The sequence below is a fragment of the Streptomyces sp. NBC_01474 genome (assembly GCF_035918215.1).
Classification (GTDB): Bacteria; Actinomycetota; Actinomycetes; order Streptomycetales; family Streptomycetaceae; genus Streptomyces; species Streptomyces aureus.
On the sequence record NZ_CP109449.1, the window covers coordinates 598,241 to 614,001 of the forward strand.

Genomic DNA, 15,761 nt, shown 5'->3' on the forward strand with positions numbered 1-15,761 from the left:
CCGATGGTCGGCGCGTTTCGAGCGGGTGTATGTGGGAGTACTCAGCGGACGGTGTCGTCGGGCCGGCTCACGTGACGCGCCGGACGGGCTACGTGAAGTCGGAGTATGCGAGATGGATCGCGCAGACCCGACAGCGGAAGAGATACGCCGTCGGCTGGCCGTCCTTGGTCAGCGAGCTGAGGTAGTGCTCGACCTGATCCGCCGGCCGGCCTCCGTCGCGAGCCGCCCGCGGCAGCAACTCCAGCGCGTCGGAGTGAGCGGCGAGTTCACCAGCCGCTACCCGGCCCAGGAACGCGGCGCCGTCGCCGCAGTGAATGAACCACTGCGTCTCCTGCCAGGCCGCGAATCCCGGAGTTCGCCGGTCGACCGCCGCGAAAACCTCCAGGGGCACTTCCTCCCCCAGGCAAGTTCCCACTGTGAAATGGGCATCGAACCGTTCCGCGGCGCTGCCGTCCGCGACGCACCACGGACACAGCCGATCCCTGATCTCCTCGACCGCGTAGACCGGGCCCGTGTAGATGTATCCACGCGCCCGCGCACAACGGACACATTTCGCCTCCGAAGGGACGACCGCTCCCGTGCCGACGGGGTCAGGGTGGTAGGGGGATTCGGGAAGCCGCTCAGTCACAACGCGTGACCGTAACAGCCGTCAAGAACGGACGATCAGCCGCACCGGCTGCCCTGCAGAACGAGATCAGACCCTGCGTAGCGTGCGGCCAGGCCCGGCGTCCACAGTCCCCGCAGGAAAGGGAGCCTGCTCGTGTTCCGGCAGCAAGCGCTGTCGCTCGACCTGTACGTGGGCGATCATCTGGCGGCGTGGGCGCGGGTCCACTCTGCGCCCCTTTCTGCGGGAGGTGCCGCTGGTGCGGTCACGGGGTGGCGCGCAGCAGGACGAGGGACCCGTTGTAGCTCGGGCGGCCGCGCAGGTGGCCGAAGGCTTCGTCCCAGGCGCCGGAGCCAAGGGCGCGGCGCAGCGAGGTGTCGAAGTCCTGGCGGGCACGGTCGTCGACGAAACTCCAGGCCGAGCAGGCTTGGCGGGCGGCGGGGTCGAGGAGCATTTCGGGGCGGCCGTAGTACGCCTCGTTGAACCCGTCGGTGCAGTCCAGCGGGATGGGGACGGACTGGATCGTGGTGCTGCCACCGAGCGCGGCCGTGAGCTGGTCCAGCGGCGGATAGCGGCGCGCTTCGGTGTCCAGGACATCGGGGGCGTACTCGTAGAGCCAGAAGTCCCGCACGCGCGCGGGGTCGCAGGTCAGGATCGCGACGGGGCCGCGGGTGACGCGTCGCATCTCGCGCAGCCCGGCCTCGACGTCGGACCACTGGTGGACGCTGAAGAGGGTCATCGCCGCATCGAACTGCCCTTCGGCGAAGGGGAGGCCCTCCGCCACGGCGTCGATGGCCGTGGCGAGCTCGGCCGGGCGCTGGGCACGCATGGCCAGGGAGGGCTCGACCGCGGTGATCGTGTGCGCGACACTCTCGTAGGAGCCGGTGCCCGCGCCGACGTTGAGAACGGTGCGGGCACCGCCGAGAGCCTCAGCGATCACGTGGGCGATGCGCTCGTCGGGGCGCCGGTAGGAGGCGTAGAGGGGGCTGATGATGCCGTAGTCGACATCACCGGCACTGCCGTCGTAAGTGCGCATGACCAAGGGGACCTCGCCTGTAGGCCGGGCCGGGGCGGTGAGCGGTCCGCCCCGAACGACGACTCAATCTTGCATCTGCCGCCGTAAATCCCCAAGTCCCCTGCCTTATGCCTGGCGGATCAGCCAAGACGTGCCGCATATGCGTGTTCGGACTTGGAGGATGTGTCGGCAGGTCGGGCCGTTACGGACCCTCGTCCTCCTGGTAGGAGTGCCGCCGGCCTGTCCAGGGGTCGGCGATGTTGTGGAAGCCGCGTTCCTCCCAGAAGCCCCGTCGGTCCTGCGTCATGTACTCGATGCCGCGAAGCCATTTGGGGCCCTTGTAGCCGTAGAGATGCGGCACCACCAGGCGTAGCGGGAAGCCGTGTTCGGCAGTGAGCACCTCATCGTCGTGGTGGGTGGCCATGACGGTGGAGTCGGCGATGAAGTCCTCGAGGCGCAGGTTCGCGCTGTATCCGTATTCGGCCCAGGCCATCACGTGGGACACGCCCTCGACAGGTGGGGCGAGGTCCAGCAGGACGCGTGCCGGGATCCCGAAGAAGGTGTGGCCGGTGGTGCTGGTGCCGGACGCGCAGTGCAGGTCCGCGACCACGGTGACTTTGGGCAGGGCGGTGACTTCCTCGAAGGTCCAGGAGTAGGTCGTCTTGTTCGCGGTGGCGCCGAAGACCTGGAGGGTCCATCGCTCCGGTCTGAAGCGGGGTACCGGCCCGTAGTGCGAGACGGGCCAGCCTTTGGCCAGGCGCTGCCCCGGGGGCAGCATGCCTTTCTCCATGAAACAGCCCCATCGCTTTCCTCTTCCGCAGATGTATTCCGCAGATGCAAGGTGAAAGCCTAATCCAGAGTCGGACAAGGGATCCAAAAGTGGGCTGGAGCCTTGCGTGTGCGGCTCAGGAAGGGACAGCTGTCGGCGGTGGTGCGTGGCGCACTCCACGAGCGCCACGCACCACCTCTCCATACTCACCGGCCGGGTCCGCGAGAGCCGTTGCGGGCCGTCGGCGTGGATGGCACCCAGTGCATCAGCGAGCAGTCACAAGATCTACCGGGCGGTGAACCGAAGGATGCGCGGTTACTGAGTGCTTTCCTGGCTGATCACACAGGTGTGTGGGTGAGTGGGTGCGGGCCTGAGGCGGGTCGACGTGCACGCTGGGGAACTTCACGCGGGCATGGGCCCGTATGCCGACCTCCAGACCGGGCTTCTGACGGCTTACCCATGAGCTTGGCCCGTGCAGAAGAGATGCCGGCGACACTGGCGCGGGATCAGGGGGCGCGGGACAGGTAGCGAATCTGGGAGTTGATGCGCCGCACCACCCGCGGACTCCGTCGGTACGGGAGGACTCCGTGCGTTCTTGGTCGCGGGCTGTCCACTTAGACGTGTCGAGGGAGGTCCCGGTGAACTCGTCGCTGAACACCAGCACTTGTGCCGCGCGGGCCGTGCTGCCGAGGGGCTGGACCCCGATCGGTGTGGCGGGGTCGACCCGGCGGCCCTTTGTGCGGGTAGGCGGCGTGAGGTGGTGCTGTTCCATCGCCCACTTGACGTCGCTGTCGGAAGTGGAGGCTGCCGGCCATCCAGCCCAGACGGAGTGGTGGATGCCGGTGTCTTTTGCCGCCCCGAGGGCGCCGCGGAGCCGGTGGACGACGAGGGGGCTTCTGGTGCGTCGTTTGAGCAGGCGGTCACAGCCGGCAGCAAAGCGGCTGCGGGGGCGGCGCGGACCGGGCACGAAGAGCCGAGAGTTCATGGGCGGCGTCCAGGCAGTCAGTCGGGCAGCGGCTCGGCGAAGTGCCGGAAGCCACTGCGCTCGGCGTGCATGGCGTACAGGCGCTCTGCCAGGGCGTCGGGGCTGGAGTGCTCGGCGTCGGGACGGATCGCACCGGGGATGATCAGCTGGGCGGCGTGGATGTTCTCCGGGGCGAGCGCGTCGTGGAGCATCTGTGCGTAGGCGCTCTCGGCGGCGAACGCGATCGAGGTGCCGGCCCGCTCCGGGTGCGGGCGCACGGCGCTGCCGCCGTTCACGAAGAGCAGTGTGCCGCGGCCGAGCGCCCGCATGCCGGGCAGGACCGCGTTGACGCAGGTGACCGGGCCCTTGACGGAGAAGCCCAGTGGGGCGTCGAGGTCGTCGGCGCGGGTGTCGAGGACCGGCTTCATGAAGTCGGCGCGGGGCACCGGGCTGTACTGCAAGATCTCGATCGGTCCGAGAGTCTCGGAGGCCGCCTCAAGGGCCGTGGTGAGGGAGCCGGGTTCGAGGACGTCCGCGGCGAAACCGCGGGCGGGAACACCGTCACGGCTCAGTTCGGCCGTCAGAGCGTCCAGGTGCTCGACGTTGCGGGAGATGAGCGCGACGCTGTGGCTTGCGGTTCCGAAACGGCGGGCGGTGGCCAGCCCCAGGCCGGGGCCTGCGCCGACAAGAGCGAACGTGGTCACGGTGAGTAGTCCTTCGCGAGGGAGGTCACGGGGCCGGGCCGTAGGGGTGCGGCCCCGTATGTCGGGGTGTGCGGGTCAGGGCGTGAGGAGGGCCTTGATGGCGCGGCGCTCGTCCATGGCCTGGTAGCCCTCGGCGACCTGGTCCAGGGGCAGGGTGAGGTCGAAGACCTTGCCCGGGTTGATCCGGCCGGTCAGGACGCGGTCCATGAGGTCGGGCAGGTAGCGGCGCACGGGGGCGGGGCCGCCGCGCAGGCCGACGTGGGAGAAGAACAGCTCCTGCCCGTCGATGGCCACCTCGTGGGGGACGCCGACGAAGCCGACGTTGCCGCCGGGCCGCGCCGATTGCAGGGCCTGCTGCATGGCTTCGGCGGTGCCGACGCATTCCAGGACCGAGTCGGCGCCGATCCCCCCGGTGAGGTCCTTGACGCGGGCGATGCCTTCGTCGCCGCGCTCGGCGACGATGTCGGTGGCGCCGAACTCGCGCGCCAGGTTCTGGCGGGGCTCGTGGCGGCTCATGGCGATGATCCGCTCAGCGCCCAGTTCCTTGGCGGCGATCACACCGCACAGGCCGACCGCGCCGTCGCCGACGACCACGGCGGTGCGGCCGGGCTTGACCTCGGCGGCCAGCGCGGCATACCAGCCGGTTCCCATCACGTCGGAGACAGCCAGCAGGCCGGGCAGGAACTCATCGGCCGGGTGCTCATCGGTGGCGACCAGGGTGCCCTGGGCGTTGGGGATACGGACGTAGTCGGCCTGGCAGGTGCTCATGAACTCGCGGTGCAGGCAGTTGGACTGCCAGCCGTTCCGGCAGTTCGCGCAGGTGTTGTCCGAGGTGGCGAACGAGCCGACGACGAACTGGCCGGGCTTGACCGAGGTGACCTCGCTGCCGACCTCCTCGACGAAGCCGACGTACTCGTGCCCCATCGGGTGCGGGTCGCCGATCGCCTCCACGCCTCGATACGGCCACAGGTCCGAACCGCATACGCAGGTGACGGCTGTACGGATGATCGCGTCGGTCGGATGGAGAATCCTCGGATCGTCGAGCGTCTCGAAACGCACATCGCCGGGGGCGTGGATCACTGCTCCGCGCATGAGGGGTTCCTAACGTGCTGGGCGTCCGGTGCGGTGCGGTACCGACGGACGCCGAGTGCAGTTGCCTGCCCGGACAGGACCCTGCTGCGGTCCACAAGGCCGGGGCCGGGCACCCCTTGGCCACCGCTGTGACGGCAGTGCAAGGGAGTGCCACGTCATCCAGGTAACCGCCATTCCACGCCCGCAGCGAGGCACCATCGAAGGGTGTACCGCTGGTACACCCCTACGGCGGCGTGCGGGACGTACCGTCGAGGTGTGGACAACCGTCAAGAGGTCCGCGAGTTCCTGACCTCGCGGCGAGCAAAGATCACCCCCGAACAGGCGGGGATGCCCTCCGGGTCCCGGCGCCGCGTCCCCGGCCTGCGACGCAGCGAGGTCGCGGCCCTGGCCGACGTCAGCGTCGAGTACTACGCCAAACTCGAGCGCGGCAACCTCGCCGGCGTCTCACCGGCCGTCCTCGAAGCCGTCGCCCGCGCCCTCCAGCTCGACGTCGCCGAACGCGCCCACCTGCTGCAACTCGCCCGGACAGCCGACGGCAGCGACGCGCTGACACGCCCGCGACGCCGACGCGCCAAGGAGCAGTGGACGCCCCACCGCAGCCTGCAATGGACCCTGGACGCGATCACCGCCGGGCCCGCCTTCGTCCGCAACGGCCGCATGGATCTCCTCGCCGCCAACCAGCTCGCACGCGCCTTCTACAGCGACGTCTACGACAGCGCCCCCAGCCAGAGGAACCTCGCCCGCTTCAACTTCCTCGACCCCGCCTCGCAGCGCTTCTACCCCGACTGGGACACCTTCGCCGACACCTGCGTCGCCCTCCTTCGCACCGAAGCTGGCCGCAACCCCCACGACAAGGACCTTCACGACCTCGTCGGTGAACTCTCCACACTCAGCGAGGAGTTCCGCACACGCTGGGGCGCCCACAACGTCCGCCACCACGGCACCGGAACCAAACGCTTCCACCACTCGGCCGTGGGCGAGCTCACCCTCGCCTTCGAAGGGCTGGAAATGGCCGCGGAACCCGGCCTCACGCTCACCATCTACACCGCCGAACCAGGGTCCGCTTCCGAAGAAGGTCTGCGCCTTCTCGCCACCTGGGCCGCTACGCAAGAAGCCGACTCCCTCACCAAACAGGCAGCCGGCTGACCGCCTACTCACCGCCTTCGTTCCGACGGTTCCGCACCGAACACCGGTGCCCACGAACTCGCGCGGGGCCCACCTGCGGCTCCGCTCATGAGCTGTGACCGACGTTGTACGCAGATTTGGCAGGCACCTGCGCGGTTGTGGCGGCGTATCGCACCGTTCCCGAGATTCGACAGCACCCCAGGCATAACGCGGCAGGCTTCGGTCCCCTGACCCGACCGACCCGCCGTCGCTCACGTCTCCACACTCCCCCGCGTGAAACGCTCCCCGCGTGCCCGCCGCCGCTTACTCCTACGCTCGGCACATGACCGAGAACGAGATCGAGCTCAAGGCCATCGCGGCACTCACGGCCCTGCGCGGTGGTGTCAGCGCAGACTACGTCTCCGACCTGCTGGGCGAGGTCATCCCGACGCAGTTTCTCGTCCCCGACACCGAAGACGCGGCAGAGGTGGGTCTTGCCGTGCTGAACCAGCTCTCCGAACCGCTGAGCGCCCTGATCAAGGGCTTCGTGCTGGCCTTCGAAACGGTCGCAGACGCGTACGACCAGACAGACCCCGAGACGTCCACCGAGGCCATCCTGCAGGCGCTCGCGCTGGAGATCGCACGCAACTCCGACTGATGACCGGCCGAACAGTACCGGCCCGTGTCGTGACAGAGCCGCGCCCAGTCGCAGAGGTGGTACCGCCCGGGAAATGGGTGTCTTCATGCGGGAGACGACGTATTCGACACGACACGGGTGCGGACCTGATGGTGGGACGTGATGTGTGCTCGCTTCCAGCCGGCAGGTCGTCGAAGCCATCCGTCGACTACTCGTCGTGGAGTTCGGCGCGTATGCGGCGGGAGGGTTTGAAGGCGTAGAGGTCGAGGATGCCGGGTGGTTCGGTGAGGCCGGGGCCGCCGCCCTCGATCCAGGCGGTGATGTCGGGGTCGTTGACCAGGCCCAGCCAGACTGGGCGCCCGCCAGCCTTGCGCCCGGCCGTGGACGGTTGCACGACGATGACGTTCGCGCGCTCGCAGGCGTCGAGACAGTCGGTGACCCGTACGGTCGCGGAACCGTCCAGGGCGCGTCGCAGATCGCGGAGTTGGGCGGTGTGGTCGAGTCCGGGGACCTTGGGGCTCCCGCAGCAACAGCCGCGGCAGACGGTGACCGTGGGCCGAGGTGCTGCCGCTCCGGATACCGGGTCGGGAGCAGCGCGGCGGGAGCGTTTGCTCACGCTGCGCCTCCTCGGACGGGGTTCTTCCAGGCCGCTTCGCGCAGCAGGCGCAGGCCGTTGAGGCCGACGATGACGGTGGAGCCTTCGTGGCCGGCGACGCCGAGCGGCAGCGGCAGGGTGGCGATGAGGTCCCAGGCCACCAGGGCGCTGATGAACACGCCGGCGACGACGAGGTTCTGGATCACGAGGCGCCGAGCGGCCCGGGCGAGGCCGACCACGGTGGGGATGGCGGCGAGTTCGTCGCGGACGACGACGGCGTCGGCGGTCTCCAGGGCGAGGTCGGAGCCGGCCTTGCCCATGGCGATGCCGGTGTGTGCGGCGGCCAGGGCGGGGGCGTCGTTGACGCCGTCGCCGACGACGAGCACCTTGTGGCGCTCGCTCTCCACATGCCGTACGGCGGCGACCTTGTCCTGGGGCAGGAGTCCGGCGCGGACGTCGGTGATGCCGACCTCGGCGGCCAGACGGCGGGCGGCGCGTTCGTTGTCACCGGTCAGCAGGACCGGCGTGCGGCCGGTGAGCTCGGTGAGCGCGGCGACCGTGGCGGCCGCGTCCGGACGCAGCCGGTCCGCGATGCCGATCACCCCGACCGGGGTGTCGTCGCACAGGACCAGCACCGCGGTCTGTCCGGCGTCCTCCAACTCCGCCACGGCTGCGGCCCCGGGACCGGTGGCGGCGGGCAGCAGGTGGCCGGGGGATCCGACCTGGACGGCGTGACCGCCGATGGTGGAGCTCACTCCCCTGCCGGGGACGGAGCTGAAGTCGAGCGCTTCGGGGAGCGGGAGACGACGTGCGCGGGCGGCTTCGACGACGGCGCGGGCGAGCGGGTGCTCGCTGGGGTGTTCGGCCGCGGCCGCAAGCGCGAGCAGCGTGTCCTCGGTCAGGCCGGTACCGGGCAGTGGGCGGATGCCGGTGACGCGTGGGGTGCCTTCCGTCAGGGTGCCGGTCTTGTCGAGCGCGACCGTGTCGACCTGGCCCAGGCGCTCCATGACGACGGCGGACTTGGCCAGGACGCCGTGGCGGCCCGCGTTGGCGATCGCGGACAACAGCGGCGGCATGGTGGAGAGCACCACCGCGCACGGCGAGGCGACGATCATGAAGGTCATCGCCCGGAGCAGGGCGGGCTGGAGCGCGGAGCCGAAGGCGAGGGGGATCGCGAAGACGGCGAGGGTGGCAATGACCATGCCGATCGAGTACCGCTGCTCGATCTTCTCGATGAACAACTGGGTGGGAGCCTTGGTCTCGGAGGCTTCCTCGACCATCTTCACGATCCTGGCGATCACCGAGTCCGACGGGTCGCGCCCGACGCGCAGGCGCAGGGCGCCGGTGCCGTTCACTGTGCCGGCGAACGCCTCGTCCCCGGCCTCCTTGGCCACCGGCAGGGGCTCGCCGGTGATGGTGGACTGATCGACGTCGCTGACGCCGTCCAGGACCTGGCCGTCGGCGCCGACGCGCTCGCCGGGCCGCACCAGGATCAAGTCTCCGACCTTCAGGTCCGCGGCGGCGACGGTCTCCTCACCGCCGTCGGACAGCAGCCGCGTGGCCGTGACCGGTGCATGGTCGAGGAGACCACGGACGGAGTCCGCGGTACGCGCTGTCGCGACGGCCTCCAAGGCGCCGGAGGTCGCGAAGATGACGATGAGCAGCGCCCCGTCGAGGACCTGCCCGATGGCGGCGGCCCCGAGCGCGGCGACCACCATCAGCAGATCCACGTCCAAGGTCTTGTCCTTCAGAGCCTTCAGGCCCTCCCGCCCCGGCTCCCATCCGCCTGTGATGTAGGTGGCGGCGAACAGCGGCGCCCATGTCCACACCGGGGCATCGAGCAGCTTGAGCGGGAGGGCGACAAGGAACAGGACCAGCGCGGCCAGCGCCCATCGGGCCTCCGGCAACGCCAGCACCCGCGTACGCCGCCGGGGGGCCACCGGGCGCGGCCCGGTGACAGCCGGCGCGGGCCTCTGATCCAGGACAGAAGACATGACAAAACAACCCTTCACGGGCGGATGGAGCGACGGCTTCCACCATACAGGAATACCTGAATAGGTCTTCAGGTGTCATCGCTATGATGTCCGCATGGGCCACGGAACCGACACCGCCAACAGCGCCACCACCCGCGAGCGCCTCGACGCCGTCGGCACCGCCGACGTCGCGGCGACCCTCCAGGCCCTCGCCACGCCCTCGCGGCTGTACATCCTGGCCCGCCTCCAGGAAGGGCCCTGCTCGGTGGGCGACCTCGCCGAGGCCGTCGGCATGGAAGCCTCCGCCTGCTCGCACCAGCTGCGTCTGCTGCGCAACCTCGGCCTGGTCACCGGCGAGCGCCACGGGCGGTCGATCGTCTACGCCCTTTACGACAACCACGTCGCCGAACTCCTCGACCAGGCTCTGTACCACGTCGAGCACCTGCGGCTCGGAGTTCGGGATGTCCCTGCCGCCACGCCGGAGCCTCTCGCCGCCGACTGAGGCGAACGAGCCTGGTACGGCCCCTGGGCGACGCGTGCGCACGCCCCACATGCCTGAGGTCCGATCGGCCGCTGCGCGGCGCAGGTCTTGCGTCTGCGGCCTCAACTCGCCCTGACCGCAAGGCCTCACCCGGTCAGAAAGTTCCGTCCGGCCCCTTGACCTGCCTCCCGCCGCGCCCGCACAGTATGGGCTAATGCGCATTACTAATACGCATTACCGGCTACGCATCGACGTGTGCACGGCGCGTCGGCAGTAAGGAGCGGCAGGCGTGGAGCAACCGAGGAAGCGTGCGAAGCCCGGCCGGGCCCCGTCCCCCACCGGCCGCACGTCCCGCCCGCGCCAGGCCGAGGTGGCACGCCTCGCCGGAGTCTCCCAGGCGACCGTCTCCCTCGTCCTGAACGCACGCAGCGACGGCAAGGGCGCGACGATCTCCGAGGAAACGCGGCAGCGGGTCCTCGACGCGGCGCGCAGCCTCGGCTACGTACCGGACCCGGCGGCCCGTCGGCTGGCCGCCGCCCGGAACAACCTCCTCGGCGTCTTCAGTTTCACGGCGACGTTCCCGACCGACGTGCAGCACTCGTACTACCCGTTCCTGGTGGGAGTGGAGCAGGAGGCGGCCGCGCTCGGCTACGACCTCGTGCTGTTCACCGGGTCGAGCAGTGGGGGCGCGGGAGCCGTCGGCCCGGACGCGCTCAGCAGGGTGCGGCTCGCCGACGGTTGCCTCTTCCTGGGCCGGCATGTGCCGCGTGCCGAATTGAAGCGGCTGGTCGCCGACGGTTTCCCGGTGGTGCATCTGGGTCGCCGGGAGGAGCTCGAAGGGCTCGCCTGGGTCGGGGCCGACTATGTCAGCGCGAGCCGTGACGTCGTGGCACGCCTGGCCGAGTTGGGGCATCGCCGGATCGTGCTCGTGCGCGAGGACGACGAGGCTCCCGCTTCGAGCGACCGTCAGGAGGGTTTCCTCGACGGTCTCGCACGGGCGGGTCTGCCGGGCGGCCCTGCCGCGGTACTGCGGTGCGTCGACCCGGTGGCCGAGCTGACTGCGGACCGGGTCCGTGCGCTGGTCGCGGACGGCGTGACCGCGTTCGTGGCGGAGGAGACGGACACCGGCGCCGCATGGCGGGCGGTCAGCGGGGCGGTGCGGGAAGCCGGACTCTCGTGTCCTGGGGACGTCTCGCTCGCGCTGCTCGGAAGTCCTCCGCCGGACGTTTCCCGGGAGCCGGTGCCGATGGGGTTCGAGGTGCCCCGCCACGCGCTGGGCGCCGCGGCGGTCCGGTTGCTCGCCGCGATGGTCGCAGGGCAGGAGGCGGACGAGCCATTGGTGGCTTGCGAGTTCCGGGACGGCGTGACGGCCGGACCGCACGAGGCCCATCTCCCTTGAGCTGTACGACAGTTCAGGCACAACCACGAGGAGCACTGTGATACCCGAACCGGACATCCTGATCGTCGGCGGTGGCCTCGGCGGTGTCGCCGCCGCGCTCGCCGCCTGCCGGGCGGGCCGGCGCGTCGTGATGACCGAGGAGACCGACTGGATCGGCGGACAGCTCACCGCCCAGGCCGTGCCGCCGGACGAGCATCCGTGGGTGGAGCAGTTCGGCACCACGGCGTCGTACAGGGCGCTGCGCGAGGGCATCCGGGCGTACTACCGGCAGTGGTATCCGCTGCGTGGCGAGGCGCTCGGGCTCGCGGACCTCAATCCGGGCGCGGGGCGCGTCAGCAAGTTGTGCCACGAACCACGGATCGCGCTCGCGGTGTTGGAGGCGATGCTCGCCCCGCACCGGGCGTCCGGCCTGCTGACCGTCCTGACCGAGCACCGCGCCGTCTCCGCCGAGGCAGATAACGATGTCATCCGTGCCGTCACGCTGCGCGATCTGCGCAGCGTGACGTTGACGGCGGTCGCCGCGCGGTACGTCATCGACGCCACCGAGACCGGTGAGCTGCTCGAAGTCGCCGGCGTCGAGCACGCCAACGGGGCGGAAGGGCAAGGGGAGTTCGGAGAACCACACGCCCCGGACGAGGCGCAGCCGGACAATCAGCAGGGCATCACCGTGTGCTTCGCGCTCTCGCACCACGAGGGCGAGGACCACACCATCGACCGGCCGCAGGACTACGACTTCTGGCGCGCCTACCGGCCCGACTTCTGGCCGGGTCCCCTGCTCGGCTTCGCGGCACCCGACCCGCGCACTCTGGAGCCGGTCCCCCGCACCTTCGTGCCCAACCCCGACCTCGATCCCCTCGTGGTCAGCGCCGACCAGAGCGCGGACGCCGGGGACAAAGAGCTGTGGGGCTTCCGGCGGATCCTGGCGCGCAAGCTGCACCGGCCCGGCGCCTTCGACTCGGACATCACGCTCGCCAACTGGCCTTTGAACGACTACTGGTTGAAGCCCTACATCGGCCAGGAGGCCGAAGCGCTGCGTGAGGCACGGCAGTTGTCGCTCTCGGTCCTGTACTGGCTGCAGACGGAGGCGCCGCGCTCCGACGGCGGCACCGGCCTCCCGGGCCTGCGCATCCGCCCGGATGTCACCGGCACCGCCGACGGACTCGCCAAGTCGGCGTACGTGCGGGAGTCGCGACGCATCAAGGCAGTGACGACCGTCGTCGAGCAGGACGTCGCCGCCGACGTCGTCGGCTCGTACGGCAGGACCCGCTACCGCGACTCGGTCGGCGTCGGCGGCTACCGCATCGACCTGCACCCCTCCACCGGCGGCGACTCGTACATCGACATCGCCTCGGTGCCGTTCGAGATCCCGCTGGGCGCACTCGTGCCGCGCCGGGTACGCAATCTGCTGCCCGCCGGCAAGAACATCGGCACCACCCACATCACCAACGGCTGCTACCGGCTGCACCCCGTCGAGTGGAACGTCGGCGAAGTGGCGGGCGCGCTCGCCGCACACTGTCTCGCCGAGGACGTCGAGCCGCAGCAGGTGCAGGCCGAGGACAAGCGGTTCGAAGAGTTCGCGCGGCTGCTCGACCGGGCGGGCGTGCAACGCCACTGGCCCGACGTCCGCGGGTACTGACGGCTCCTGCCTCGCCGGCTCCCCCACGCCTTCAGCAACGTACGCACGTCACTGCACGTCAACGCACGTCAACGCACAAGGAGGTGCCCTGACATGACCGGCATGACCCCTGACCGTCGCATCCGCGTCGGCATCGACGTGGGCGGCACGTTCACGGACGCCGTGGCGGTCGACGCCGCGACGCTCGCCCTGGTGGGCCAGGTGAAAGTGCCCACGAGTCATCACCACGAGGACGGTGTCGCGCACGGCATCGTCCAGGCGCTGGCGCAGCTCCTGGCGAAGGTCGAGCGGACGGCGGCGGACGTCACGTTCCTGGCGCACGGCACGACGCAGGCCACGAATGCCCTGTTGGAAGGCGACGTGGCGAAGGTGGGCCTCATCGGGATCGGTGGCGGCGGGGGCGCGGCCTTCACGCGTCGGCTAGCCTCGTTCGCCAAGCTCGAACTCGCTCCGGGCACAAGGCTTCCGCTGGCGTACGCGCATGTGGCCGACCCGTTCGACGCCGACGCGGCGCGGGACGCCGTGGACCGGGTGCGTGAGGGAGGAGCCGAAGTCCTCGTCGCCACCGAGCCGTTCGGGGTGGACCGGCCCGAGGGCGAGCGGGCCGTCCTCGACGCGGCGCGGCCCTCGGGGCTGCCGCTCGCGGCGGCGCACGAGATCACCTCGCTGTACGGGCTGCACAAGCGGACGCGTACGGCCGTGGTGAACGCGGCGATCCTGCCCCGGATGCTGGCCACGGCGGATCTCGTCGACGCGTCCATCACCAAGGCCGGGGTGACGGCGCCGCTCATGGTGATGCGCTGCGACGGCGGTGTCATGTCGCTCGACGAGATGCGCCGCCGCCCGCTCCTGACGATCCTCTCGGGCCCCGCGGCGGGCGTCGCCGGCGCGCTCATGCAGGAGCGGATCAGCGAGGGCGTGTTCCTGGAGACGGGCGGCACGTCGACGGACATCAGTGTGGTGCGGCGCGGCAAGGTGGCGGTGCGGCACGCGACGATCCTCGGCAGGACCTCGTACCTGAACGCCCTCGACGTACGGACCGTCGGTGTCGGCGGCGGTTCCATGGTGCGCGTCGCCGGGAACCGGGTCGTCGGTGTCGGGCCGCGCAGCGCCCACATCGCGGGGCTGCCGTACGCGTGCTTCGCCTCGCTCGACGATCTGCGGGACGCGACGATCACCACGGTGCGGCCGATGGACGGCGACCCGGACGACTATCTGGTCCTCGATGCCGCGGCCGGCCGGTTCGCCGTGACGATGACGTGCGCGGCGAACGCGCTCGGCCGGGTCCCCGAGGGTGACTTCGCGCGCTGCGACCAGGACGTGGCACGCGCCGCGCTGAAGCCGCTCGCCGCCGCTCTGGGCACCGACGTGGCGGGCGCTGCGCGGGCTGTCCTCGACGCGGGGACCACGCCGGTCAAAGCGGTGGTGGACGCGATGATCCGGGACTACCGGCTCGACCGGGACACGGCCGTCCTGGTCGGCGGGGGCGGTGGCGCCGCGGCGGTGACCCCGCACCTGGCCGCCGACACCGGTTTCGAGGGCCGTATCGCCCGGAACAGTGAGGTGATCAGCCCGATCGGCGTGGCCCTCGCGCTCGTCCGCGAGCAGGTCGAGCGGATCGTGCCCGGCGCCACCCAGGAGCAGATCCTCGCGGTGCGCGCCGAGGCCGAGCGGGCGGTCGTCGCGCAGGGCGCCGCGGCCGACGGGGTCGAAGTGGAAGTGACGGTCGACCCACAGACCAGCACCGTACGGGCCGTCGCCACCGGCGCGACCGAGCTGCGCACCCAGGACCGGGCGCACCGCGCCGACGACACCGAGCGCCTGCGCGCCGCCGCCACGAGCCTCAAGGCACAGCAGGAGCGGGTGAAAGTGCTGGCCGGCACGGACGCGTACACCGTGTACGGCACGGAGGTACGCCGCAGGTTCCGTGCGAACCGACAGCCGGTGAGGGTGGTGGACGCGGACGGGGTGGTGCGGCTCGGGGTGCCGAACGCGCGGGTGTCGACGACCACGGTGGGCGCGGCCGGTGAGGCGCTGGCGTCACTGGTGCGGGACTCCACTTCGTACGGCGACGGCGGTGTGCGCGCCCCGGCGGTGCGGCTGCTGGTGGGCGGACGGATCGCCGATCTGTCCGGTGTCCTCGAACCGGACGCCCTGCTGGCTCTGGCCCGCAGCGAGCTGCGCTCGCGAGGTGCCGACGAGCCGGTGGTCGCGGTCGTGGAGTCCCGCGCATGAGCGGCCGGGACGAGGACCTCGACCTGGCGGTGCGGCTGCTCGCCGGGACGCCTACGCACGAGGGCCGCAATCCCCTGCTCCTCCGTCAATGGGCACTTGTCGCCTCGGAGTTCGGCAGCCGGATGACGCCTCCCGCGCTGCCGGTCAGCGTCGTCGAGCAGGACGGTGGCCTCGCGGCCGGGCTGCTGGCCCGGTACCGGTCGAGGCCGCCGGTGGTCGAGATCTACGTCGACACAGTCGACCGCACCGAGCGGCTGATCGCCGAGCGCGGCTGGCGGCACTGGTTCCCGGAAGGGTCGGTGCGGGCAGCCGCCCTCGCCCACGAGCAGGCGCACGGCTGGCTCCACCACGCGCACGTCCGGGCCGAGTTCAAGCGGGCGCTCGGGCACACGGCGCTGCGGCTCGGACGGCGCCGCCTGTACGCACATGTCGCGGGCGCCGACGAACTCGCCGCGCACGCCTACGCCCGAGCCGCCTGCGGCCTGGGCCGCAGTCCCCTGCTGCTCACGGAGGCGCTGGCCGCCGCCGTGTCCTGTGAAAGCGAGAAGTGACC

The 15,761-nt window shown here is 70.8% G+C and carries 14 protein-coding genes; 7 read left to right on the forward strand and 7 right to left on the reverse strand.

Annotated elements, in window-relative coordinates; all coding sequences use genetic code 11:
• Window positions 1–88: 88 nt before the first annotated feature.
• The 5 genes from OG758_RS02930 to OG758_RS02950 all read right to left on the reverse strand — a co-directional run bounded on the left by OG758_RS02930 (window position 89) and on the right by OG758_RS02950 (window position 5,148).
• Entirely contained in the window at window positions 89–628 is a 540-nt protein-coding gene (locus OG758_RS02930) for a CbrC family protein (RefSeq protein WP_326708455.1), read from the reverse strand.
• A gap of 241 nt (window positions 629–869) precedes the next feature.
• Entirely contained in the window at window positions 870–1,640 is a 771-nt protein-coding gene (locus OG758_RS02935; RefSeq protein WP_326708456.1) for a class I SAM-dependent methyltransferase, read from the reverse strand.
• Window positions 1,641–1,821: 181 nt separating this feature from the next.
• The gene (locus OG758_RS02940; protein WP_326708457.1) at window positions 1,822–2,397 is read right to left on the reverse strand and encodes a molybdopterin-dependent oxidoreductase; all 576 of its coding nucleotides are present in this window, start codon (window positions 2,395–2,397) and stop codon (window positions 1,822–1,824) included.
• A 993-nt stretch (window positions 2,398–3,390) separates the two neighbouring features.
• Window positions 3,391–4,056: an SDR family NAD(P)-dependent oxidoreductase gene (locus tag OG758_RS02945; RefSeq protein ID WP_326708458.1), complete on the reverse strand. Its 666-nt coding sequence runs from the start codon at window positions 4,054–4,056 to the stop codon at window positions 3,391–3,393.
• A gap of 75 nt (window positions 4,057–4,131) precedes the next feature.
• On the reverse strand, window positions 4,132–5,148 hold the full coding sequence (locus OG758_RS02950) for a zinc-dependent alcohol dehydrogenase family protein (RefSeq protein ID WP_326708459.1): 1,017 nt from the start codon (window positions 5,146–5,148) through the stop codon (window positions 4,132–4,134).
• Window positions 5,149–5,403: 255 nt separating this feature from the next.
• On the opposite strand from OG758_RS02950, the gene OG758_RS02955 reads away from it, so the two are divergent.
• Complete coding sequence (locus tag OG758_RS02955; protein ID WP_326708460.1) at window positions 5,404–6,294, forward strand: helix-turn-helix domain-containing protein; 891 nt, start codon at window positions 5,404–5,406, stop codon at window positions 6,292–6,294.
• Between the two features lie 301 nt (window positions 6,295–6,595).
• Window positions 6,596–6,910, forward strand: coding sequence for a hypothetical protein (locus OG758_RS02960; protein ID WP_326708461.1), 315 nt, complete (start codon window positions 6,596–6,598; stop codon window positions 6,908–6,910).
• Window positions 6,911–7,097: 187 nt separating this feature from the next.
• On the opposite strand, the gene OG758_RS02965 is transcribed toward OG758_RS02960, so the two are convergent.
• Complete coding sequence (locus OG758_RS02965) at window positions 7,098–7,505, reverse strand: (2Fe-2S) ferredoxin domain-containing protein (RefSeq protein ID WP_326708462.1); 408 nt, start codon at window positions 7,503–7,505, stop codon at window positions 7,098–7,100.
• Window positions 7,502–9,478, reverse strand: coding sequence for a heavy metal translocating P-type ATPase (locus OG758_RS02970; RefSeq protein ID WP_326708463.1), 1,977 nt, complete (start codon window positions 9,476–9,478; stop codon window positions 7,502–7,504). Before OG758_RS02970 ends, OG758_RS02965 begins: the two co-directional genes overlap by 4 nt.
• Before the next feature lie 94 nt (window positions 9,479–9,572).
• On the opposite strand from OG758_RS02970, the gene OG758_RS02975 reads away from it, so the two are divergent.
• The 5 genes from OG758_RS02975 to OG758_RS02995 all read left to right on the forward strand — a co-directional run bounded on the left by OG758_RS02975 (window position 9,573) and on the right by OG758_RS02995 (window position 15,759).
• Complete coding sequence (locus tag OG758_RS02975; RefSeq protein ID WP_326708464.1) at window positions 9,573–9,959, forward strand: ArsR/SmtB family transcription factor; 387 nt, start codon at window positions 9,573–9,575, stop codon at window positions 9,957–9,959.
• A gap of 268 nt (window positions 9,960–10,227) precedes the next feature.
• On the forward strand, window positions 10,228–11,337 hold the full coding sequence (locus OG758_RS02980; RefSeq protein WP_326708465.1) for a LacI family DNA-binding transcriptional regulator: 1,110 nt from the start codon (window positions 10,228–10,230) through the stop codon (window positions 11,335–11,337).
• A gap of 37 nt (window positions 11,338–11,374) precedes the next feature.
• On the forward strand, window positions 11,375–12,973 hold the full coding sequence (locus OG758_RS02985) for an FAD-dependent oxidoreductase (RefSeq protein WP_326708466.1): 1,599 nt from the start codon (window positions 11,375–11,377) through the stop codon (window positions 12,971–12,973).
• A 102-nt stretch (window positions 12,974–13,075) separates the two neighbouring features.
• Window positions 13,076–15,208, forward strand: coding sequence for a hydantoinase/oxoprolinase family protein (locus tag OG758_RS02990; protein WP_326715782.1), 2,133 nt, complete (start codon window positions 13,076–13,078; stop codon window positions 15,206–15,208).
• Complete coding sequence (locus OG758_RS02995; RefSeq protein ID WP_326708467.1) at window positions 15,205–15,759, forward strand: hypothetical protein; 555 nt, start codon at window positions 15,205–15,207, stop codon at window positions 15,757–15,759. Before OG758_RS02990 ends, OG758_RS02995 begins: the two co-directional genes overlap by 4 nt.
• Window positions 15,760–15,761 lie beyond the last annotated feature (2 nt).